This window comes from Pantoea agglomerans NBRC 102470 (genome assembly GCF_001598475.1).
GTDB classification, from domain to species: domain Bacteria; phylum Pseudomonadota; class Gammaproteobacteria; order Enterobacterales; family Enterobacteriaceae; genus Pantoea; species Pantoea agglomerans.
The window spans coordinates 366,866-388,172 of the sequence record NZ_BCZA01000003.1; the positions used below are offsets into that span (position 1 = coordinate 366,866).

Here is a 21,307-nt window from a genome sequence, read left to right on the forward strand (position 1 = left end):
AAGCGCCTCACCCGGCCCTGCACCATCTTGCCATTGCTGCCTATCTGCGGCTTAATGAAGCCTTTCTTAACAATAGTTAAGTAAATATCACAGCCAGACCGCCTGTTCAGGCGTGCCTTCCGTTCGTTTTGACCAAAAGACATAAGAGGAAAAGATGTCATCCGCTTCGCATTCTGAAATTGACGCGCGTTACCGTTACGCCTGCGACATCGCCCGTGCGGCGGCCAGCCGGGCTTATTCGTGGTATCAGCAGCGTCAGACACTGGTGGTGGAACACAAAAGGGATTTGCAGGACGTGGTCAGCGAGGCTGATCGTAACGTTGAGGCATTGATTAAGACATTAATCGCTGAGCGCTTTCCTGACGATGCTGTCTATGGCGAAGAGAGCGGTGGTGAGGTTCAGGGCGCGCCCTTTATCTGGGTGGTCGATCCCATCGACGGCACCGCCTGCTTCGTCAACGGCCTGCCTAACTGGTGCGTCTCGCTGGCGGTGGTCTGTGACGGCGAACCGGTAATCGGCGTGGTCTGCGATCCCAATCATCAGGAGCTGTTTCACGCACGAGCAGGTCAGGGTGCGTGGGTTAATGAGAGCCGTTTGCAGGTTCATAGCGCGACGCATCTCAACGAGGGTTTGCTCGGCATCAGCAACTCCAGTCGCACCCCTGCCGAAAGCGTCTCGCGCCTGATTAGCGGCTTAACTGAACAGGGTGGCATGTTTATTCGCATCGGTTCTGGCGCGCTGACCAGCGCCTGGGCGGCCGCCGGGCGACTGATTGGCTACTATGAAGCGCATATGCATCCCTGGGATAGTCTGCCGGGCATCGTCCTGATGCGCGAAGCGGGCGGCGTCACTAATGATTATCTGCGCAACGAGGGGCTAAAAAACGGCAACCCGGTGTTGCTGGCCAATGCGACTCTTTATCCAAAAATCAAAGCGCTGACCGGTAATCGCGCGCTGGAGGAGTAAATGACGCTGCCAGGCCTGTACCGCTGCGCGCTGATCCTCTGTTCTCTCTGGCTGTTAAGTCCGGCGTCACAGGCGGCGGATTACCAGCTGGAGAAGGTGGTCGAACTGAGCCGTCACGGTGTCCGTCCGCCCACCCCCGGCAATCGCAAAGAGATTGAAGCCGCCAGCCAGCAACCCTGGACGCAGTGGACCAGCGCCGATGGCGAGCTGACCGGTCATGGCTACAGCGCGGTGGTCAATAAAGGACGCTGGGAAGGCGAGCACTATCGCCAGCTCGGCCTGCTGGGCGCGGGCTGTCCTGATGCGGCACAGGTCTACGTGCGCGCCAGTCCGCTGCAGCGCACCCGTGCCACGGCCGCAGCGCTGACTGACGGGGCCTTTCCCGGCTGCGGCGTGCCGGTGCATCACGTAGCGGGCGATGTCGATCCCCTGTTCCAGAGTGAAAAGCTGACGATCACCCAGAGCGATCCTGCTCAGGAGCTGGCGGCTAAGCAGCAGAAAGCGGGCGATCTGGCGCGGCTGCAACAGCAGTTGCAACCCGCCATTCAGCAGCTGAAAGCCGCCGTCTGCCCGCCAGCTACTGACTGCCCCCTCTTTGATGCGCCCTGGTCGTTCCGGCAAACCCGTAACGGCAACACATACGTTTACGGGCTGAGTGTGATGGCAAGCATGGTGGAGACGCTGCGACTGGGCTACAGCGAAAACCTGCCGTTGGACCAGCTCGCCTGGGGACACATCACCTCGGCCGCGCAGATCACCACGCTGCTGCCGCTGCTGACCGCAAACTACGATCTCAGCAACGACGTGCTCTATCAGGCACAGCGCCGTGGCTCAATATTGCTCAACGCCCTGCTGGAGGCGATTGCTTCCGATAGCGCGCCGGGCCGCTGGCTGATTCTGGTGGCACATGACACCAATATTGCGATGGTGCGCACCCTGATGGGCTTTAGCTGGCAGTTGCCAGGCTATTCACGCGGCAACATTCCACCGGGCAGTAGTCTGGTGCTGGAGCGCTGGCGCGACACCCACAGCGGCGAACGTTTTTTGCGGCTCTATTTCCAGGCGCAGAGTCTGGATGGGATTCGTCAGTTACAACCGATTGATGATAAACATCCGTTATTACGTCAGGAGTGGCATCAGCAAGACTGCAGAATCACCGATGTCGGCGTGCTCTGCCCTTATCAATCCACGCTGACTCAGCTTCGGAAAAAGCTGGATAACAGCGCTGTGCTGCCGGTTTCGGTTATATTGCCCTGAGTCCGTGGCTAATCAAATTCAGGCCGCAGCATCAACGCGGCCTGAATAATGTTAACCGCTGTTAATTAACGCCATTCCGACCTTTTCTTATTTAAATCGCCTGACTATCAGCGCCACTCGTTTTGTTTTACGATAGACCCGTCAATCATCCCTTTATTAACTATTTTCCTGTAATTCTTGAGTATTTCGGCGACTGGTTTCGCCGTTTTTTATTTCTTACACGCCCCGCTACTGCTGCCCGCCAGCGCCTGTGTGACTGCACGCTCACTTCTCTGAATCTCCCTTATCGCTTTCTGCCCGGTTATCACTATCCGCCACATTCACTGCCAATTAAAATACGCATTCATGGATATAAACCGGGACATAAACTTATTTCGCAGGCAGGCGTTTTGCTCCTGATAACAGGATTCCATATTGTGGATTGGGTCACATAAATAATCAGATGAGCAGGAATATAAAAGCGCGGGAAATAGCGTGTTCTGCTCCCCCACGAATGAGAGAGCAGAACAGGAGATTAGCGGGGTTTACGAACCAGCTTATAGCCCAGCAGCAGCACCACTATCCACACCATACCGACATAGAGGGAAATGCGGGTATCGGGGAAATAACCAATCAGACCGATAATAAAGCAGAGGAAGGCTACGCCGACGCCAGCAGTCCAGCTGCCGCCTGGCAGCGCAAACTGCAGCTTACTGGCGGCCTCTTTACCAATTTTGCGACGGAACGCGATCTGCGACAGCAGAATCATGATCCAGACCCACACCGTTGCAAAGGTCGCCAGCGAGGCGATCACCAGGAAGACTTTTTCCGGCATCAGGTAGTTGAGATAAACCGCAATCAGCATGGCGAACATCATCACGACTACCGTCACCCACGGAATCCCGCGCGAAGAGACCTTCATAAAGACCTTCGGCGCATGTCCCTGCTGCGCCATCCCGTGCAGCATGCGGCCCACGCCAAACACATCGCTGTTAATCGCCGAGAGTGACGCGGTCAGCACCACGAAATTGAGGATAGAGGCGGCCGCCGCAATGCCCAGATGCTGGAAGGTCAGCACAAACGGGCTGCCCGAGGTGCCCACCTGATTCCACGGGTAGATCGACATAATCACAAACAGCGTGCCGACGTAGAACACCAGAATGCGCCACGGCACCGAGTTGATGGCGCGCGGAATCGACTTCTCCGGATCTTTCGCTTCACCGGCGGTGATACCGATGATTTCGATGCCACCATAGGCAAACATCACCATCTGCAGCGACAGCAGCATACCGACTACGCCGTGCGCAAAGAAGCCGCCATTAGTCCAGAGATTGTGGATGCCGGTCGGCTGGCCGCCGTTGCCGAGCCCCCAGATGATCATGCCGAAACCGGCCAGAATCATCACGATAATGGTGGCGACTTTGAAGAAGGAGAACCAGAACTCCACTTCGCCGAACACCTTCACGCTCATCAGATTGACGGCACCGATGATCAGCACCACGCTCAGCACCCAAATCCAGTGCGGCACCTCAGGGAACCAGACGCCCATATAGATGCCGAACGCGGTGACATCCGCAATCGCCACGATCAGGATTTCAAAACAGTACGTCCAGCCGGTGATGTAGCCTGCCATCGGCCCAAGATAGTCCTGCGCGTAACGTGAGAAGGAGCTGGCCTGAGGATTGTTAACGGACATCTCACCCAGTGCACGCATGATGATGTAAGCCACTGCCCCGCCGATGATATAGGCGAGCAGCACGCTCGGTCCGGCCATTTTTATCGCGTCAGCGGAACCGTAGAATAGCCCGGTGCCAATCGCCGATCCCAGCGCCATAAAGCGGATGTGGCGCGTGCTCAGTCCGCGTTTGAGCTTGTTGGTTTCTTGCATAACAACCTGTACCTGTGAAATGAAAAAACCACGGGCAGGCCCGTGGTTAAAGAAAAATCAGTGCTCTCTGCTACGAGTGAACGGTCACCTGTTCCGGCCCTTTCACCCGATCAACAACAGCGGCAATCAGCAGCATCACCAGCGACGGCGGCAACCAGGCGAGACCCTGATCGGCCAGCGGCAGATGCTGACTGAAAGCGGGCAGCAAATCTTTAAACCCGGTGGTTTTAATCGCATCAACAATACCGAACAGCAAGCTGATTAACATGGCTGGCGCGATAATCCGGCTGCTCTTATTCCACCAGTTGAGGGTGAAACTCAGCACCACCAGCACGATACAGGGCGGATAAATTGCCGTCAGTACCGGGATGGAAATCTGAATCAGGTGGCTCAGGCCGAGATTCGACACCACCATGGAGAACAGACCCAGAATAAACACCAGCGTTTTATACGATAACGGCAGGTATTGCGCAAAAAATTCCGCACAGGCACAGGTCAGGCCTACGGCGGTCACCATACAGGCGACGAAGATCAGCGCGGCAAGGAAGAAGCTGCCCATGTTGCCAAAGGTGTGCTGAACATACGCGTGCAGAATCGCTGCGCCGTTAGCGTTTTGATCCACCAGCGCACCGCTGCCCGCGCCCAGCTTAAACAGGCATAGGTAGACCAGCGTCAGGCCCAGACCGGCGATTAACCCTGCCAGCACGGTATAACGGGTCAGCAGCGCGGCATTATCGACGCCACGCGAACGGGCGGCGTTGACAATTACGATGCCAAATACCAGCGCGCCCAGCGTATCCATGGTCAGATAGCCATTGACGAAACCGCTGGAGAAGGCCGCACGCTGATAATCAGCGGTAGCCGGAACCGTGCCGCCAGCAGGCCACACCAGGGCAGCAACGCCCAGCACGGTCAGCGCAATAATTTTTAATGGCGCAAGGAAGTGCCCTACCGTGTCGAGTAGCTTGCCGGGATAGAGCGATACGCCAATCACCAGCGTGAAGTAAATCAGGCTATAGATAAACAGCGGCAGCGCGCCATCACCGGTCAGCGGGGCAATACCCATCTCAAACGAGACCGTGGCCGTACGCGGTGTGGCAAACAGCGGCCCGACAGCCAGATAGCAAACGGTGGCCAGCACGATGCCAGCGACCTTGCCAATCGGGGTGCTGAGCGCATCCACGCCGCCGCCGACGCGGGCCAGCGCGATCACGGTCATCACGGGCAGACCGACTGCGGTAATCAGAAAACCAATCGCGGCAGTCCAGACGTGTTCGCCAGACTGAATACCGACCATGGGCGGGAAAATGATGTTGCCCGCGCCAACAAACAGGGCGAATGTCATAAAGCCCAGCGCGAGAATGTCCTTCGAAGTTAAACGATGTGTCATACGGCCTGTCACTGATGTTGCGGTGGAAGTTGGGTTAGTGTTGTCCCCTCGCTGCGTGTAAACCGCGACCAGGCTGACAATGTCAGCGCATTATGCTCGTCGCAGGGTAAAGCACAGGTGATTTGAGCTGCTTTTATTCTGTTCACAGAGGGATGGATCGACAACGGCGCTAAGTAAAACGTTTATAGCGGTGAAAGGCAATACGGGATCGGAAAACCAGAAGGTTATGCCGCCATTTTTTCAAAAGGCAGTGGATAGCGTTAATTTTTGCAGCAGGCACACAAGATGATGTGCCTAAATAATAGACAGAGCGCGAGAAATCCCCGCATAAACGGGCCTGAAGATACACAAAAGGCGCGTTTTACGCGCCTGTCTGCACAACGTTACAGCACTACCAGACCTGATTCGCGATATCGACCACTAAGCGAATCTTCTGCCACTGCTGCGCTTCGGTCAGGCTGTTGCCCTCTTCGGTTGAGGCAAAACCACACTGCGGACTGAGGCAGATTTGATCCAGGCTGACATACTGCGCCGCCTCTTCCAGCCGGTTTTTCACCTGCGCCGGATCCTCCAGTTCTCCCACTTTGGTCGTAATCAGACCCAGCACCACCTGCTGATGACCTGGCTTAATGTAACGCAGTGGTTCAAAACCGCCGGAACGGGCGTTGTCATACTCCAGGAAGAAGGCATCCACGTTGACGCTGCCGAACAGGATTTCTGCGACCGGCCCATAGCCGCCTTCAGAGATCCAGGTTGAGCGGAAGTTGCCGCGACAGACATGCAGACCCACGGTCAGATCGGCAGGTTTACCTTCCAGCGCTTTATTCAACACCTGAGCATAAGTCTGTGCCAGCTGGTCAGGATCGTCGCCACGCGCACGGATATCACGCTTCTGATCTTCAGAACAGAGGTAAGCCCAGACGGTATCATCCAGTTGCAGATAGCGGCAGCCCGCGTCATAAAACGCCTGAATAGCCGCTTTGTAGGTCTGCGCCAGATCGTCGAAGTAGTCTGCCAGATCGGGATAGACTTCCGCGTCGATCACCTTACGGCCACCACGGAAGTGCAGCACGCTGGGGCTGGGAATGGTCATCTTCGGCACCGCATCACCGGCAATACTCTGCAGGAAGCGGAAATGCGCCAGCATCGGATGATCCGCCGGGAAACCGAGTTTGCTCACCACTTTCACGCCATGCGCTTTGGTCTGCACGCCATTAAACTGAATGCCCTGCTCCGCTTCATAGCGCTCTACGCCATTCAGGCCATAGAAAAAGTCGAAGTGCCACCAGCCGCGACGAAACTCGCCATCAGTGACCACTTTCAGGCCATTTTCCCGCTGTTTCGCCACCACATCGCGAATCGCCTCATCTTCAACCTGGCGCAGGGCCGCCGCATCAATCTCTCCGGCTGCAAACTGTTCGCGCGCCTGCTTAATGGCGGTGGGACGCAGAAAGCTGCCAACGGTATCGGCACGGAACGGGGCGGTTTCTCTTTGCATGATCACTCCTGTCTCTCCTGCCGGTAATGACGGCAGGAAATAGTTGCATCCCGATATAAATAGCCATCTGGATGGCTACATGTCTGAACACAGAGTGGCATGAGCGGCTTTCTTCTGCAACTGAAGAAAATTCAGTGATGATGAAAAAAATTCACGTCCGGGGGATTAACGCAGCGCGGCGCGCGCCTGCGTCATCTGACTGTCAGAGAGCGGCAGATAGCCCGCTTCGCTGACCCGCCGCTGTCCCTGTGCCGAAAGTACCTGCTGCAGAAACGCGGCCACCAGCGGCGGCAAAGGTTTGCCGGGCGCTTTATTCACATAGAGATAGAGCGGGCGCGCCCAGGGATAGCGGCCACTGCGGATGGCCTCGGCATCCGGGGTAATCGCCTGCCCCTGATCATTCATCACCGCCAGCATTTTTACGCCGCTGAGATGAAAGCCAAAACTGGCGTAGCCGATGCTGCGTGAATTACCGGCCACCGCCTGCACCACTGCGGCCGAGCCGGGAAACTCCGCCACGTCGCTGCGAAAATCACCTTTGCACAGCGCCTGCTGCTTGAAGAAACCCCATGTGCCGGAGGCGGAGTTACGTCCATAGCGCTGAATCGGCCGTTTGCTCCACTGCGCGCCGGTTAAGCCGAGATCGCCCCAGCGCAGCGGCACGCTGTGTGCGCCACACAGACGGGTAATCGAGAAGATGGCATCGAGCTGTCGCGGTTCAATCTGCTGTAGCGGATTGCGCTGATTCACCACTACCACCAGCGCATCCATAGCCACCGGAACCGCCAGCGGCGGATAGCCGTAGCGCGCCTCAAAGGCCTGGCGTTCATCTGCCTGCATCGGGCGGCTCATCGGACCGAGTTGTGCTGCACCCGCCGCCAGCGCGGTCGGCGCAGTAGAAGAGCCGGAGGCCTGAACCTGGACATTGACGCCCGGCGCCTGGCGACTGAAATCTTCGCCCCACAGCGTCATCAGATAGCCCAGCGTATCGGATCCGACGCTGCTGAGATTGCCGGAGAGCGCGCCGGGCTGGGCCAGTGCCAGGCCCGGCAGCAGAGTAACGATCAACAAAAGAAGGATGCGCATCAGGGAGATCCGGCAGCAATTAATGAACGGCATTCTCCTGCATCACGCTGCTGACAATCAACCTCGCTGGCAGCGTAAAGGTAAAACAGGTTTCCTTGTGCGGCACGCTGGTGATATCGAGCCGGGCGTTATGGTGGCTCAGAGCATGTTTCACTATCGCCAGCCCCAGCCCGCTGCCGCCGGTCGCACGCGAACGCGCTTTATCGACCCGGTAGAAACGCTCGGTAAGACGCGGAATATGTTCTGAGGCGATGCCCGGCCCGTTATCGCACACCCGGAAAATGGCCCCCTGTTTGCCGCGCAGCCAGCTGATATCAATTCGCGTGCCATCCGGTGTGTGGTTTACCGCGTTGTAAACCAGATTGGAGATGGCGCTGCGCAGCTGTTCATCGTTGCCGAACACTTTCAGATGGGGATCGGTATGGAAGTGGATGTCGTGACGGCCGCCACTCAGCGTTGCCGCCTCATGCTGCAGCAGTTTCAGCATCACCGGCACATCGACCTTCTCTTTCAGATCGATTGCGGGCGCGGCTTCAATGCGCGACAGCGTCAGCAGCTGTTTGACCAGGCTGTCCATGCGGCGCGTCTGCTCCGACATGGTGTGCAGCGCTTTGCTGCGCGAAGGCTCGCTCATCACCGAGTCGTTCATCATCTCCAGGTAGCCCTGCAGCACCGTGAGCGGTGTGCGCAATTCATGGCTGACGTTGGCAAAGAAGTTGCGGCGCGCCCCTTCCAGCTGATGCATCTGCGTGACATCACGCGCCACCAGCAGCCACTGCCCTTCGCTGTAGGGCATGACGCGGAACTCCATGTGAAGTTTGTTGTTCAGCACCAGCGTCAGCGGCTTGTCGAAATCGCGCTGGCGAAGATAGCGGGAGAACTCCGGATAACGGAGCAGATTGAGGATGTTCTGGCCATTATCTTCCGGCCAGCGCAGACCCAGGTGCTGCTGCGCCAGGCCGTTACACCAGAAAATGGTGCCCTCTTCGGTAGTCAGGATCACCGCATCCGGCAGCGACTCGGCACCGCTGCGGAAACGCTTAATCAGATTGCCCAGTTCACGCCGCCGCCGCCGGTTGCGGAGCTGCATCTGGTAAAGACCATAAAACAGCGGTTCCCAGCTGGCACGCCCGGCTGGTGGCGTCATGGTGCGGTCCAGCCACAGCCAGTGCGACAGCCGCATCAGATTGTGAAAATGCCACAACAGCACCGTCAGCACGCTCAGCAGCAGCCACCAGGGCAGACCGCCGAACAGCAGGCCCAGCAGCACTGCGGGCAGACAGACCAGCAGCAGTTCTGTCAGTAATCTCTTCCAGGAGAGGCGTTCCAGCACGGTAAAGGCTCCGTTTAGTAGCGGGCAGAGAAACGATACCCTGTTCCGCGAACGGTTTGTACCATGCGATCGTGGCCGGACACTTCCAGCGCTTTACGTAAACGGCGGATGTGAACATCGACAGTACGATCTTCCACATACACATTGGTGCCCCAGACGTGGTTCAGCAGCTGTTCGCGGCTGTAAACGCGTTCCGGGTGGGTCATAAAGAAGTGCAGCAGCTTATATTCGGTGGGACCCATCTCCAGCGGCGTGGTTTCGGACATCACGCGATGTGAGGAGGGATCCAGACTCAGCCCCTGCATCTCAATCACCTCTTCCACGGCCATCGGCGAAATACGGCGCATCACCGCTTTGATCCTCGCCATCAGCTCTTTAGGTGAAAAGGGCTTGGTAATGTAATCATCGGCACCCACTTCCAGGCCGCGCACCCGATCCTCCTCTTCGCCGCGCGCGGTGAGCATCATCACCGGGATATCGCGTGTCATCGCCTCGCGTTTCAGATGTTTGATAAACTGAATACCGCTGCCACCGGGTAACATCCAGTCCAGCAAAATCAGATCGGGCCAGGGTTCAATCAGCTTGCCAACGGCGCTGTCATAATCTTCCGCCTCGATTGGCTGATAGTCGTTCTGCTCCAGAACAAAACACAACATTTCACGGATGGGGGCTTCATCCTCCACAACCAAAATGCGCTTAGCCATTATTACTCCTGCTGATTATGACGGATGTCACTGAGATTCGCGGCGCCATTATGCGTCAGATTTGTGACACTTTTATGAAAAACATAACCTGCCTGTAACCTCACTGGTAATCATTTATGACAGCGCAGCGACAATTTTTTGCTTTGGCCGCAGAGCCAGTATAATCGCCGGGCGAATCACAACGGCAGGGACTCATCATGCGCATCATTCATACTGCGGACTGGCATCTGGGGCAGTTCTTCTACAACAAAAGTCGGGCAGCCGAACATCAGGCATTTCTCGACTGGCTGTTGATCCAGATTGAACAGCATCAGGTGGATGCGTTGATCATCGCAGGCGATCTGTTTGATACCGGTACACCGCCCAGCTACGCCCGCGAAATGTTCAACCGCTTTGTGGTGGCGCTGCAGCCCAGCGGCTGTCAGTTGATTGTGCTGGCGGGCAACCACGATTCCGTTGCCACGCTGAATGAGTCGCGTGAGCTGCTCGCCTGTCTCAATACCCGGGTGATCGCCACCCCGCAGGAGAAGGATGATGTGCTGCTGCTCAACACCCGCCAGGGCGAGCCGGGCGCGCTGCTGTGTGCGATTCCCTATCTGCGGCCGCGCGATATCCTGCGCAGCCGGGCGGGTCAGTCGGGACGCGACAAGCAGACCTCGCTGCTGGAAGCGATCGCCCACCACTATCAGCAGCGATTCACCGCCGCCCAGGCGCTGGGCCATGCACTGCCGATTATCGCCACCGGCCATCTCACCACCGTCGGCGTCAGCCAGAGCGATTCGGTGCGCGACATCTATATCGGGACGCTGGATGCCTTCCCGGCCAGCGCGTTTCCCGCGGCTGACTATATCGCACTGGGGCATATTCATCGCGCCCAGCGCGTCGCGGGCAGCGAGCATATCCGCTACAGCGGCTCACCGATTCCGCTGAGCTTTGACGAGCTGGGCACAGAAAAAAGCGTCTTCCTGCTGGAACTCACCACCAGCGGCCTGCAATCAGTCACGCCGCTGGTGGTGCCACAGGCGCAGCCGATGCGGGTGCTGAAAGGATCGCTGGCGCAGATTGCAGAACAGTTAAATGCCTTCAGCACGGCAGAGCAGGAGAAGCCGACCTGGCTCGACATCGAAGTCACCACCCAGGAGTACCTCAGCGATCTGCAGCGTCAGGTAGAAACCCTGACCGCCACGCTGCCGGTCGAAGTCCTGTTGCTCCGCCGCAGCCGTGAACAGCGACAACAGAGCCTGGCGCGGCTCGACAACGAAACCCTGAGTGAGCTGAAGGTGGAGGAGGTCTTTGCCCGCCGGCTGGCGCTGGATGAGGAGCTGCAACCAGAGCAAATCGCCGAGATGACGACCCTGTTCCGCCAGACGCTGGCCGCCATGGAAGAGACCCAATGAAGATCCTCACGCTACGGTTCAAAAACCTCAATGCCCTGCGCGGTGAATGGTTCATCGATTTTCGCGCCGAACCTTTCGCCAGCAACGGCCTGTTCGCCATTACCGGTGCCACCGGCGCCGGTAAAACCACCCTGCTGGACGCCATCTGCCTGGCGCTCTATCACCAGACACCGCGCCTGGGCGCGATTTCCCAGAGCCAGAATGCGCTGATGACCCGCGACTGTGCCGAATGTCTGGCCGAGGTGGAGTTTGAGATCAAAGGAGAAGACTGGCGCGCCTTCTGGAGCCAGAACCGCGCGCGCGGCACTGCTGACGGCAAACTTCAGGCGCCGCGCGTTGAGCTGGCACGCTGCGCTGACAACACTATTGTTGCCGATAAAGTCGGTGACAAGCTGAAGCTGATCGAAACCCTCTCCGGACTCGATTTCGAAAGGTTTACCCGCTCGATGATGCTGTCACAAGGCCAGTTCGCCGCCTTTCTCAACGCCAAAGCCAGTGAGCGCGCGGAACTGCTTGAGGAGCTGACCGGCACCGAAATTTACGGTCTGATTTCCGCCGCCATCTACGAGCGCCACAAAGAGGCAAAAACCCAGCTGGATCTGCTGCGCAGCCAGGCGGGAGCGATGGCGCTGCTGGATAGCGACGCACGCGCCGCGCTGCAACAGCAGCTCACCGATCTGACCGATGCGGAACAGCAGCTCAGCGCGCACTATCAGCAGGCGCAGCAACAGCAGCAGTGGCAACAGCAGGCGCAGCAGTTACAGCAGGAAAATGCGCAGGCTGACGTCGCGCTGCAGCAGGCCCAGGCTGCATCCCAGGCGGCAGAGGCCGATCGTCAGCGGCTGGCACGCAGCGAACCGGCTGAAAAGCTGCGGGTAAAACTGCAGCAGCGCGACGCGTTACGCACCGAACAGCAGCAGGTCGTGAGCCGCTGTCAGCAACTCACGGCGGCGCAGCAGCAGGCGCAGAGCCAACAGCAGCAGCATCAGCAGCACTACGCGGCCACCCAGAGTGCCCGCCAGCAGGCGCTGCAGGAACAGCAGCAGCAGGAAAGTCTGCTGACAGAACAGGTGCTGCCGCTGGATCAGCGGATCAGCGCACTGCAGCAGCAGCTTGCGGAGCAGCAGCAGGAAAACGCCCGACAGCAGCAGCATGCTGATCAGACACAGGCCAGCCTGGCAGAGCAGAAGCGCCAGGTTGAGACATGGCAGCAGGCGATTGCCGAACAGCATCAGTTACGCCAGCAGCTTGCCGATCTCGCCCAATGGGGCGCTTCGCTGCCGGTGTGGCAGGAGAACTTTGCCCTGCTGGCGCAGCGTGAAGCGACCCTGGCCGGACTGGCGCAACAGCGCGAGCAGCAGCAGCGACAGATCGCTGCCCAGCAGGCGGAACAGCAGCAGCAGGCAGAACAGGCGCTCCCGCGCCAGCAGGCGGAGCAACAGGCCCGCCAGGCGCTCTCGCAGGCGGAGCAAGTACTAACTTCGCTACAGGAACAGCATCCGCCTGCCGCACTGCGTCAGGCATTAAGCCAGTTGCAGAACAGCCGTCCGGCGCGTCAGCAACTGCTGCTGCTTTCAACCCAGTGGCAGCCGCTGCACCAGCAGCTGGGCCAGCGCCAGCAGCGGCTTATCGCGCTCGCAAAAGCGCATCAGCAGAGTGAAGCGGAACTCCAGGCCCTGCGCGAGACGTGGAAACGCGAAAAACAGCAGCTGGATGATGTCGAAAAAATCTGCGCGCTGGAGCAGCAGATTGTCGATCTCAGCGATTACCGCGCCCGGCTCGCCGCCGATCAGCCCTGTCCGCTGTGCGGCTCCTGCACGCATCCCGCCGTTGAGGCCTACAGCACGCTGGAAGTAAGTGCTAACCAGCAGCGCCGGGCTGCACTGCAACAACAAACCGAGGCATTGCGCGAAGCGGGCACGGCAAAAAGCGAACAGCTGAAACAGTCAGCCGTGCAGCAGCAGACCCTGCGCGATGAGATCGCGGAGATGCAGCAACAGCTCGATCGGCTTGAGCAGCAATGGCAGACGCTGAGCAGTGAGCTGGCACTTACCTTCCCGCTCGCCGATCGGGATGCCTTAACCGCGTGGGAGCAGCAGCAAAGCGAACGTGAAAGCCAGCTTGAGCAACAGCGACAGGCGCAGGAAGCCGCCGAACAGGCGCGTCAGGCCGCAAAAGATTACTATCTTCAGCAGTCACAGGCCTGGCAGCAGCATTTGCAGGCAGAACAGCTGGCGCAGCAGTCGCTGTCCAGCCTGCAACAGGCGCTGGATGCGCTGCAACAGCGTCAGCAGCAGGAACAGCAGGCCATGGCGCAATTGCAGAGTCGTCTGGAGCAGCAGTTCAGTGCACACAACCTTGCCCTGCCCGACGCCGCCCATCGCGATGCATGGCTGACAGAACAGCAGCGGCGCTGGGAGCGCTGGCAGGAAAGTGAGCGGTTGCTCGCTAACCTGCAACCGCAGCTGTTAAAGGGGGAAACCCAGCTCACTGCCCTGCAACAGCAGGCAGAACTGGAGCAGCAGCAGCTCACCACTCGTCAGCAGCAGCAAAACCAGCGCCAGACGCAGCTCAGCGAGATGCGCCGTGCCCGTCAGGCGCTGTTTGGCGACCGCGAGGTCACCCACGCCCGTCAGCAGATGCAGGCCCGCGTTCAGCAGGCTGATGAACAACTGGCACAGCAGCTCACGGCCCTGCAACAGGCGCAGGCCGAGGTCAGTCGCCTGCAGGGTGAGCTTTCGGGACTGGAAAATCAGCGGCAGACTCTCAATAGCAAACTGGCAGAGGCGGAAAGCGCGCTGCAGCAGGCACTGGAGAGCGCCGGATTCGCGGATGAAGCCAGCCTGCGCGCGGCGCTGCTGGATGAGCAGACCGCAGTGCAACTGCGTCAGCAGTTGCAGCAGCTCGATCAGCAATGCCAGCAGCAGCAGGCGCGACTGGCGGATCTGCGTCAGCGGCTCAGTCTCCATCAGCAGACGAAACCCGCTGCGATGCCGGAATCCGCCGAGGCGCTGGCGCAGCAGCTGGAGCAGTTACGGCTGGCACTGCGCGACAACGCCAGCCAGCAGGGTCAGATTCAGCAGCAGCTACAGAGCGATGCCAGCCTTCGTGTGCGCCAGCAGAACCTGATGACACAGATTGAACAGGATGGTGTGACGCTGGCGCAGTGGAGCCTGCTCAACGATCTGATTGGCTCCGCCAGCGGCGATAAATTCCGGCGCTTCGCCCAGGGCTTAACGCTGGATCACCTGGTGGCCCTGGCTAACCGTCAGCTCGATCGGCTGCATGGCCGCTATCTGCTGCAGCGACGGGCGCAGGATCTGCTGGAGCTGGATGTGGTCGATACCTGGCAGGCCGATGCGGCGCGCGATACCCGCACGCTGTCGGGTGGTGAGAGCTTCCTGGTGAGTCTGGCGCTGGCGCTGGCGTTGTCGGATCTGGTCAGCCACAAAACGCGCATCGAATCGCTGTTTCTGGATGAGGGTTTTGGCACGCTGGATGCGCAGACGCTCGACACCGCGCTGGACGCACTCGATGCACTCAACGCCAGTGGCAAAACCATTGGGGTGATCAGCCACGTGGAAGCGATGAAAGAGCGCATTCCGGTTCAGATTAAAGTACGCAAGATGAATGGGCTGGGTTACAGCCAGCTGGAACTGCCGCAGGGATAACGGGCGCCGCAGCGCCCGTTTACGTGCAATCAGCGGGTGCTGACGAGCTTGTAGCGAGGGCCGGTGAGTAACCCGCCCTGCTCGTTCTGTGCCAGCAGACGATTGCTGGTCAGTCCGGCCACGGTGTGCGCTTTATCAGTCACGTTGCTGGCAATCTGTTTGATCGCCGCACTGACCAGCATGCCGACCAGTCCACCGTTGTTGTTGTTGCCATTTTCACTGTCGCTGGCACTGGCCTTACCCTGCCAGATCTCTTTGCCGCTGCGCAGATCCACCAGCCGTGCTTTGGCGGTCACGATCGTCACGCTGTCAATGACCCGATAGCTGCTGCCATATTCGCTGATCGAGATATAGAGCGCGCTGTCGGCGTGGAAAATCTCATTCAGACGCTTCGCGCTGACGGCCTGGGCGTCACTGGCACTGGTCAGGCCATTCTGCTGAAAGGTCTCTTCAACCACTGCCACCGGGAAGACGTAGTAACCGGCTTCGGCCAGCGGGCGCGTCACCAGCGAGGTCAGACTGTGCGCGGCATTGATATCCGGCGAGGTGTTATCGGCCGGCAGCACCAGAATCGAGGCGGGCTTGCTGGCACGGAACGCACTGTAGTCATACGGTTTTTTCGTCGCACAACCGGTCAGCAGCAGCATCATCAGCACGCCGCCGAGGGCAATCAGTTTTTTCACCGTACCACTCCTTGTTTTTTACTCATCAGAAAATCCATGTAAGGTGCCGATTCGGGAAACAGCTGCTTCTCGGTGGCAAACTGACCAAAGGCTTTATTGGTATCGCCGGTTTTGGCATAGAGCAGACCAAGCTGGGCGTGCAGGCCAGGCGCAACCGGCTGGTTAACGGCACGGGCTTTTTCAATGTCCAGATTCAGCGCATCGATCTGCTTCAGCGGATCGCTGCCCGGCTGATAGTAACTGTAAACCTGCTGCTGATAATCGCCCCAGTAATAGATCGTTTTCGGCGCTTTTGGCGCACAGCCTGCCAGCAACGCCGCTGCAATCAGCAGGCTGCTCAGTGTCATCATCTTCATTTACTGCTTCCTTATTTAGCCGGACGCCATGCGCCGTTGTTGATTCCATCCACTAAATGATCGACCGCTTCGCGAATCGCCAGATCCATCACTTTGCCGTTCAGCGTTGAGTCATAGCTGCTGGTGCCACCAAAGCCGATGACCTCACGTGCGGAGAGCTGATACTCGCCCGCGCCCTGGGTGCTGTAGACCACCTCTGAGGTGGTGACATCCACTACGTTCAGATTCACTTTGGCATAGGCGATCTGCGTTTTGCCGCGGCCCAGAATGCCCCACAGCTGCTGATCGCCCACTTCTTTGCGGCCAAACTCGGTGATATCACCGGTGATGATGAAGTTCGCGCCTTTGATATTCTGCTGGCTGCGTTTGAAGTCCGACTCCTGCTGCAGCTCTTTCAGGTTGCTGCGATCCAGCACGCTGAACCGGTTGGTCTGCTGCAGATGGGTAATCAGAATGGTTTTTGACTGATTGCCCAGCCGATCGACACCATCAGAGAAAATGCCGTTCATATAGGAGGTGCGGTTATCAAACTGACCCACCGCAATCGGGCTGCGCACGCCCTGATAAACCGGCTGGCTGGCCGCGCGAACCTGGGGGGCCTGAATAGCGCGGGAAGATTCAGTGGCGCAGCCGCTGATGAGCGAGGCCGTTAACAGGGAGAGTGCCGCAAAGGCATATTTTTTCTGCATTTCTAATCCATGAAGTGAAAGAGATGTAACCCGCGCCATGGCGGTAAATTCTGGTTCTATCGACAGTCGGAGTAATGCCATAGCATTCATGATGCCGGTCTGTAGACTGTCGGCAGCAGACCGGAAGATCTTTAAGGAAAGTTGGCCAGTTAAATGAATTTAATTAATATAACGATGAAAATGTTGCCGGGGGTGATTATTGCAATATCGCTCAGCGCCTGTCAGCATCCTGTGGCAAAGCAACGGGATAGCGTGGCAAACCTTTGTCAGCCGTCGAAAGATCCAGACAGCCAATCCTGTCACTGGACTAATCAAATGCAGCCAGTACTGAACCGGCAGTTCAGCGATGCGGCGCGTTACGCCGGTCAGCAATGTCTGGTACGGATGGAGTGGCAACCACACAGCAGACATTATGCGGTGACCCAGACGCAGGGTGATGAAGCGCTCTGCCTGCGCGCCTGGCAACTGGTCGCGCAGACCCGCGATCTGCCGCCGCCGCCGGAGCCTGGACAACCGGCGTGGTTCGGCTTTGCGCCGCGCGGTTAGCTGGCCAGACCTTCCTGACGCCACTGGCGCGGACTGATGCCAAACCAGCGACGAAACGCGCGTGAAAACGCGCTGACTTCCGAGTAGCCCAGCAGCAGCGCCATCTCAGAGATGGGCAGCTGCTTCTGCTGCAGATAGTGTGTCGCCATTTCGCAGCGCACCTGATCGACCAGCGCGGTAAAGCTGCTGCCCTCTTCGCGCAGCCGCCGCTGCAGTGACCAACTCGACAGTCCGAGCTTATCCGCCACCTCTTCCAGCACCGGCTCACCCTGCATCAGCGATAAATTAACCTGCGAACGCGCCTGCTCAATCATGCTCTGCTGCGACGTCACACGGTTAAGCCGCCGGATCGCATCCTGCATCACCATTAACAGGATCGGATCGCTCTCCGGCATGGCGCGCAGCAGATCGCGCTTGGGGATCACCAGTGAGTTAAACGGCTGATCGAACCAGACCGGCGCATCAAACACTTTGCAGTGATCGTGCCACTGGCCGGGACGCGGATGTTCAAAGTGGACTTCGCGCGGTGCCCAGTGTCTGCCTGCCACGTGGCGGATCAGATTCATAAACATCCCCAGCGTCAGCTCTGCATCCTGTCGGCGCGACAGGATCGCGCCATGTCGCACCTGATAATCCAGCCGCCAGCACTCTCCCTTATCCACCAGCCGGGTTAAGGTGTCGTGCTGATGCCAGGGAAACGCGTTGACCACATTATGCAGCGCCTGTTCCAGCGTGGCGGAGCACAAACCGATGTAGCCGATCAGGCCTAATGACTGCGGTTTAAACTGCCTGCCGTAGTGCAAACCGAAGTTATCAAAACCGGAGTGACGCGCCGCCTCTTCCAGCACCCGACAGTAGTTAACCAGCCCCAGGCTGAGCGTCGGACTGGCCAGGCGCTCCGGATCGATGCCGCTGATGCCGAAGATACGATCAACATCGCCGCCCTGGGTATGAATAAAGTCGCCTAAGCCGGTCGCCGCCGCTGCCAGCACGCCGTGATTGCCTGCCCCCGCCGCTGCCGAGCAGGCCGCAAACGCATCGGGCTTTATCAGTGTCGGATTCATGGTCGCCTCAGTCAGAATTCAGGTGGATCACCCGTCACTTCTATCCGAGCAATTTCCATACCAGGTCCCTGATGCCCGACGCGCCGCCTGCGGGCATTCCGGGCGGCGTGCGGGCTACGCGCAGGGCACTGCGGCGGCGCAGCGACGCCCGCCGCTGGTGCATCAGACGCCGACCGGCAGCTGCTCACCTTCCAGATAACGGCGGCAGAGGCGGACCGAGTGGCTGGCCCACGCCGATCCCAGGCTGCGCGCCATTTCGGTTTCGGCATGTGATCCCACCCACGCGGTAAGCTGGATACGACGCTGGATCAACAGCGCGGGCAGCATGGCCATCTCCGCATCGCTGATATGCGCCACCTGCTCATAGCCGCGGATCCAGTGATCGATCCACTCTGGCGCGCGCGGATGATGCTCAACAAAACTGATCGCCGCCGCCAGATCGTGCAGATACCAGCCGAGCCCGCAGTCATCGAAATCGATCACCCGCGTTTCGCCCTTGTGCAGCAGCAGATTGGTCAGCCGCAGATCGGCGTGGATCAGGCCATAGCGATCCGATCCTTTACCGAACTGCGTCATCGCCGCGCCGACCTGGCTTATCGCCTGCTCTACCACGCCATGATCGGCAGGATTCAGATTCGGCGCATCCTGCCAGCGTCCCCAGTGACTCTCTGCGCTGGTCATGGTGTGGTGATCCCAGATGATGCGCTGGAAACCCGCAGGCGGCTGCCACTGTTTACTGTGCTGATGCAGCCGCGCGGTGATCTGGCCGAGCTGCTGAAAAGCGCGGGGATCGACGTCGGTGGTCGGCATCTCTCCGTCGATCCAGTGAAACAGCACCACGTAGCGTTCACCGCCCTCCGGCAGCCGCAGCGTCAGCACGGTTTCGCCCTCTTTGTCCGGCACCGCTTCCGGCACCATAATGCCGGTTTCGCGCAGTGCATTGAGCCACAGCAGTTCACTGACGATGTCGGCTTTTTGATGATAATCGCCGCGATGCAGTCGCAGCGCATAACGCCGGCCTGCCGCCTGCAGCAGAAACGTGGCGTTCTCTGAGCGGCACAGCAGGCTGAGCTGGCCCTGCAGCGCGGCGGGATAACAGGCCAGCGCCTGCTGCGCCATCAGGGTGAGTTGGGAATCAGTCAGGTTGTCATATTGTTTAGCGCTCATCAGTCCGGCTCCTTGTCACTTGCGTTATCTCAGCATGCGTTGCCAGAAGGTGAGCTGCTTGACTCCGGAAGAGACAAAGTTGACCGCAGCGTGCAGCTGGCCCGGTTGTTGCCTGTGAGTTGACCGTGGAGGACAGAAGTCACTGCGCCCGCGTCAAGTCGTGGCGAGTAATGCAACGGCATTATCCCCTTAATGTAGCGTAATGGCGGTGTAACGCCGCGTGAGACCAACAACGACGGGGATAACAGTATGACAAACAGACTCAAGCCCACTCTGGGCACCCTGCATCTGTGGGGGATTGCGGTTGGCCTGGTCATTTCAGGCGAATATTTTGGCTGGAGTTACGGCTGGGCCGTGGCGGGCACGCTGGGATTTCTGGTCACCACCGCGTTGATCGCCACGCTCTATACCTGCTTTATTTTTAGCTTCACCGAACTGACCACCGCGATCCCCCATGCAGGCGGGCCATTTGCCTATAGTCGCCGCGCCTTTGGCGAAACCGGCGGACTGATTGCCGGTCTGGCGACGCTGATTGAGTTTGTCTTTGCGCCACCGGCGATTGCCATGGCGATTGGGGCTTATCTCAACGTGCAGTATCCCGAACTGAACCCGAAGACTGCGGCGGTCGGCGCCTATCTGCTGTTTATGACGCTGAATATTCTCGGCGTAAAACTGGCGGCGATGTTTGAACTGGTTGTGACGGTGCTGGCGGTGATTGAACTGCTGGTGTTTATGGGTGTGGTTTCACCCGGCTTCAGCCTGGCGAACTTCGCCGCACACGGCTGGGCAGGCAGTGACAGCTTCGGACTGCCCGCCTTCTCCGGCATTTTCGCCGCCATTCCTTTTGCCATCTGGTTTTTCCTGGCCATTGAAGGCGCGGCGATGGCGGCCGAAGAGGCGAAAGATCCGACCCGGACCATTCCCCGCGCCTACATCAGCGGAATTCTGACGCTGGTGGTGCTGGCGATAGGTGTGATGCTGATGGCGGGCGGCGCGGGCGACTGGCGCAAACTTGCCGATATTAACGATCCGCTGCCGCAGGCGATGAAAATGATTGTCGGCGAACACTCTAACTGGATGCATATGCTGGTGTGGATTGGACTGTTTGGCCTGATTGCCAGCTTCCACGGCATCATCCTCGGCTATTCACGGCAGTTTTTTGCCCTGGCACGCGCGGGCTATCTGCCGCCTTCTCTGGCCAAACTTTCGCGTTTCCAGACCCCGCATCGGGCGATTATTCTCGGCGGCGTGCTGGGTATCGCGGCAATTTACAGCGATGGTGTGATTAATCTGCAGGGGATGACGCTGACGGCGGCGATGATCACCATGGCGGTATTTGGCGCGATTGTGATGTACATCATGAGTATGCTGAGCCTGTTTAAACTGCGCCGCAGCGCGCCGGAGATGGTCCGCAGTTTCCGCGCGCCGGGCTATCCGATTGTTCCGGGCATCGCCCTGCTGCTGTCGGTGGTCTGTCTGCTGGCGATGCTGTGGTTTAATCCGGTGATAGGCGCGCTGTTTTTCGCCATCATGCTGGCAGGCTATCTCTACTTCCTCGCCACCAAAGCGCAGCGCGATCGGGCGCCGCAGGACAGTATGCTGGTCGGCGAATAAAAGCGGCGCGGGTGAGTG

17 protein-coding genes are annotated in these 21,307 nt (G+C 58.8%); 6 read left to right on the top strand and 11 right to left on the bottom strand.

Going from position 1 to position 21,307, the window contains the following annotated elements; genetic code table 11:
- Positions 1-154: 154 nt before the first annotated feature.
- A complete protein-coding gene (locus PAG01S_RS07945) occupies positions 155-967 on the top strand; it encodes an inositol monophosphatase family protein (protein ID WP_010255344.1) in 813 nt (270 codons plus the stop codon).
- Positions 968-2,224: a histidine-type phosphatase gene (locus PAG01S_RS07950; protein ID WP_062758255.1), complete on the top strand. Its 1,257-nt coding sequence runs from the start codon at positions 968-970 to the stop codon at positions 2,222-2,224.
- 514 nt (positions 2,225-2,738) lie between these two features.
- On the opposite strand, the gene proY is transcribed toward PAG01S_RS07950, so the two are convergent.
- From proY to phoB, 6 genes are all read right to left on the bottom strand, one after another.
- Positions 2,739-4,091 carry a proline-specific permease ProY gene (gene proY / locus PAG01S_RS07955; protein ID WP_031593969.1) on the bottom strand — a complete coding sequence of 451 codons (1,353 nt, stop codon included), beginning with the start codon at positions 4,089-4,091 and terminating at the stop codon, positions 2,739-2,741.
- A gap of 70 nt (positions 4,092-4,161) precedes the next feature.
- A complete protein-coding gene (brnQ, locus tag PAG01S_RS07960; RefSeq protein ID WP_033771063.1) occupies positions 4,162-5,481 on the bottom strand; it encodes a branched-chain amino acid transporter carrier protein BrnQ in 1,320 nt (439 codons plus the stop codon).
- A 391-nt stretch (positions 5,482-5,872) separates the two neighbouring features.
- Positions 5,873-6,979 carry a cobalamin-independent methionine synthase II family protein gene (locus PAG01S_RS07965; RefSeq protein WP_033771062.1) on the bottom strand — a complete coding sequence of 369 codons (1,107 nt, stop codon included), beginning with the start codon at positions 6,977-6,979 and terminating at the stop codon, positions 5,873-5,875.
- 165 nt (positions 6,980-7,144) lie between these two features.
- A complete protein-coding gene (locus PAG01S_RS07970; RefSeq protein ID WP_010671186.1) occupies positions 7,145-8,065 on the bottom strand; it encodes a PstS family phosphate ABC transporter substrate-binding protein in 921 nt (306 codons plus the stop codon).
- A 19-nt stretch (positions 8,066-8,084) separates the two neighbouring features.
- Positions 8,085-9,398, bottom strand: coding sequence for a phosphate regulon sensor histidine kinase PhoR (phoR, locus tag PAG01S_RS07975; protein ID WP_010255313.1), 1,314 nt, complete (start codon positions 9,396-9,398; stop codon positions 8,085-8,087).
- A 14-nt stretch (positions 9,399-9,412) separates the two neighbouring features.
- Positions 9,413-10,102: a phosphate response regulator transcription factor PhoB gene (phoB, locus tag PAG01S_RS07980; protein ID WP_003852491.1), complete on the bottom strand. Its 690-nt coding sequence runs from the start codon at positions 10,100-10,102 to the stop codon at positions 9,413-9,415.
- A gap of 197 nt (positions 10,103-10,299) precedes the next feature.
- Between phoB and sbcD the strand changes: the two genes are divergently transcribed.
- Together sbcD and PAG01S_RS07990 are read left to right on the top strand one after the other, a co-directional pair.
- A complete protein-coding gene (sbcD, locus tag PAG01S_RS07985; RefSeq protein WP_062758257.1) occupies positions 10,300-11,499 on the top strand; it encodes an exonuclease subunit SbcD in 1,200 nt (399 codons plus the stop codon).
- On the top strand, positions 11,496-15,170 hold the full coding sequence (locus PAG01S_RS07990) for an AAA family ATPase (RefSeq protein WP_062758259.1): 3,675 nt from the start codon (positions 11,496-11,498) through the stop codon (positions 15,168-15,170). The genes sbcD and PAG01S_RS07990 overlap by 4 nt, the downstream gene beginning before the upstream one ends.
- A gap of 29 nt (positions 15,171-15,199) precedes the next feature.
- Here PAG01S_RS07990 and PAG01S_RS07995 read toward each other — a convergent pair whose 3' ends face one another.
- From PAG01S_RS07995 to PAG01S_RS08005, 3 genes are read right to left on the bottom strand one after another with little or no spacing between them, the layout of a single operon-like run.
- On the bottom strand, positions 15,200-15,853 hold the full coding sequence (locus PAG01S_RS07995) for a DUF799 domain-containing protein (protein ID WP_081114147.1): 654 nt from the start codon (positions 15,851-15,853) through the stop codon (positions 15,200-15,202).
- The gene (locus PAG01S_RS08000) at positions 15,850-16,209 is read right to left on the bottom strand and encodes a DUF4810 domain-containing protein (RefSeq protein WP_033766621.1); all 360 of its coding nucleotides are present in this window, start codon (positions 16,207-16,209) and stop codon (positions 15,850-15,852) included. Before PAG01S_RS08000 ends, PAG01S_RS07995 begins: the two co-directional genes overlap by 4 nt.
- 11 nt (positions 16,210-16,220) lie before the next feature.
- On the bottom strand, positions 16,221-16,898 hold the full coding sequence (locus tag PAG01S_RS08005) for a CsgG/HfaB family protein (RefSeq protein ID WP_062758261.1): 678 nt from the start codon (positions 16,896-16,898) through the stop codon (positions 16,221-16,223).
- A gap of 315 nt (positions 16,899-17,213) precedes the next feature.
- Between PAG01S_RS08005 and PAG01S_RS22585 the strand changes: the two genes are divergently transcribed.
- Positions 17,214-17,444, top strand: coding sequence for a cell envelope integrity TolA C-terminal domain-containing protein (locus PAG01S_RS22585; protein WP_010255303.1), 231 nt, complete (start codon positions 17,214-17,216; stop codon positions 17,442-17,444).
- On the opposite strand, the gene qhpR is transcribed toward PAG01S_RS22585, so the two are convergent.
- Together qhpR and PAG01S_RS08020 are read right to left on the bottom strand one after the other, a co-directional pair.
- Positions 17,441-18,508, bottom strand: coding sequence for an AraC-like transcriptional regulator QhpR (gene qhpR / locus PAG01S_RS08015; RefSeq protein ID WP_010671183.1), 1,068 nt, complete (start codon positions 18,506-18,508; stop codon positions 17,441-17,443). The genes PAG01S_RS22585 and qhpR overlap by 4 nt on opposite strands.
- A 162-nt stretch (positions 18,509-18,670) precedes the next feature.
- Positions 18,671-19,675, bottom strand: coding sequence for a phosphotransferase enzyme family protein (locus PAG01S_RS08020; protein ID WP_010671182.1), 1,005 nt, complete (start codon positions 19,673-19,675; stop codon positions 18,671-18,673).
- Between the two features lie 249 nt (positions 19,676-19,924).
- On the opposite strand from PAG01S_RS08020, the gene eat reads away from it, so the two are divergent.
- Complete coding sequence (gene eat / locus PAG01S_RS08025; protein ID WP_010671181.1) at positions 19,925-21,289, top strand: ethanolamine permease; 1,365 nt, start codon at positions 19,925-19,927, stop codon at positions 21,287-21,289.
- Positions 21,290-21,307: the final 18 nt, after the last annotated feature.

Excerpts from the sequence above, each read along its gene's own strand:
- PAG01S_RS07945 (WP_010255344.1), top strand. The coding sequence starts at position 155 with ATGTCATCCGCTTCGCATTCTGAAATTGACGCGCGTTACCGTTACGCC.
- PAG01S_RS07950 (WP_062758255.1), top strand. The coding sequence starts at position 968 with ATGACGCTGCCAGGCCTGTACCGCTGCGCGCTGATCCTCTGTTCTCTC.
- proY (WP_031593969.1), bottom strand. The coding sequence starts at position 4,091 with ATGCAAGAAACCAACAAGCTCAAACGCGGACTGAGCACGCGCCACATC.
- brnQ (WP_033771063.1), bottom strand. The coding sequence starts at position 5,481 with ATGACACATCGTTTAACTTCGAAGGACATTCTCGCGCTGGGCTTTATG.
- PAG01S_RS07965 (WP_033771062.1), bottom strand. The coding sequence starts at position 6,979 with ATGCAAAGAGAAACCGCCCCGTTCCGTGCCGATACCGTTGGCAGCTTT.
- PAG01S_RS07970 (WP_010671186.1), bottom strand. The coding sequence starts at position 8,065 with ATGCGCATCCTTCTTTTGTTGATCGTTACTCTGCTGCCGGGCCTGGCA.
- phoB (WP_003852491.1), bottom strand. The coding sequence starts at position 10,102 with ATGGCTAAGCGCATTTTGGTTGTGGAGGATGAAGCCCCCATCCGTGAA.
- sbcD (WP_062758257.1), top strand. The coding sequence starts at position 10,300 with ATGCGCATCATTCATACTGCGGACTGGCATCTGGGGCAGTTCTTCTAC.
- PAG01S_RS07990 (WP_062758259.1), top strand. The coding sequence starts at position 11,496 with ATGAAGATCCTCACGCTACGGTTCAAAAACCTCAATGCCCTGCGCGGT.
- PAG01S_RS08000 (WP_033766621.1), bottom strand. The coding sequence starts at position 16,209 with ATGAAGATGATGACACTGAGCAGCCTGCTGATTGCAGCGGCGTTGCTG.
- PAG01S_RS08005 (WP_062758261.1), bottom strand. The coding sequence starts at position 16,898 with ATGCAGAAAAAATATGCCTTTGCGGCACTCTCCCTGTTAACGGCCTCG.
- PAG01S_RS22585 (WP_010255303.1), top strand. The coding sequence starts at position 17,214 with ATGCAGCCAGTACTGAACCGGCAGTTCAGCGATGCGGCGCGTTACGCC.
- qhpR (WP_010671183.1), bottom strand. The coding sequence starts at position 18,508 with ATGAATCCGACACTGATAAAGCCCGATGCGTTTGCGGCCTGCTCGGCA.
- PAG01S_RS08020 (WP_010671182.1), bottom strand. The coding sequence starts at position 19,675 with ATGAGCGCTAAACAATATGACAACCTGACTGATTCCCAACTCACCCTG.
- eat (WP_010671181.1), top strand. The coding sequence starts at position 19,925 with ATGACAAACAGACTCAAGCCCACTCTGGGCACCCTGCATCTGTGGGGG.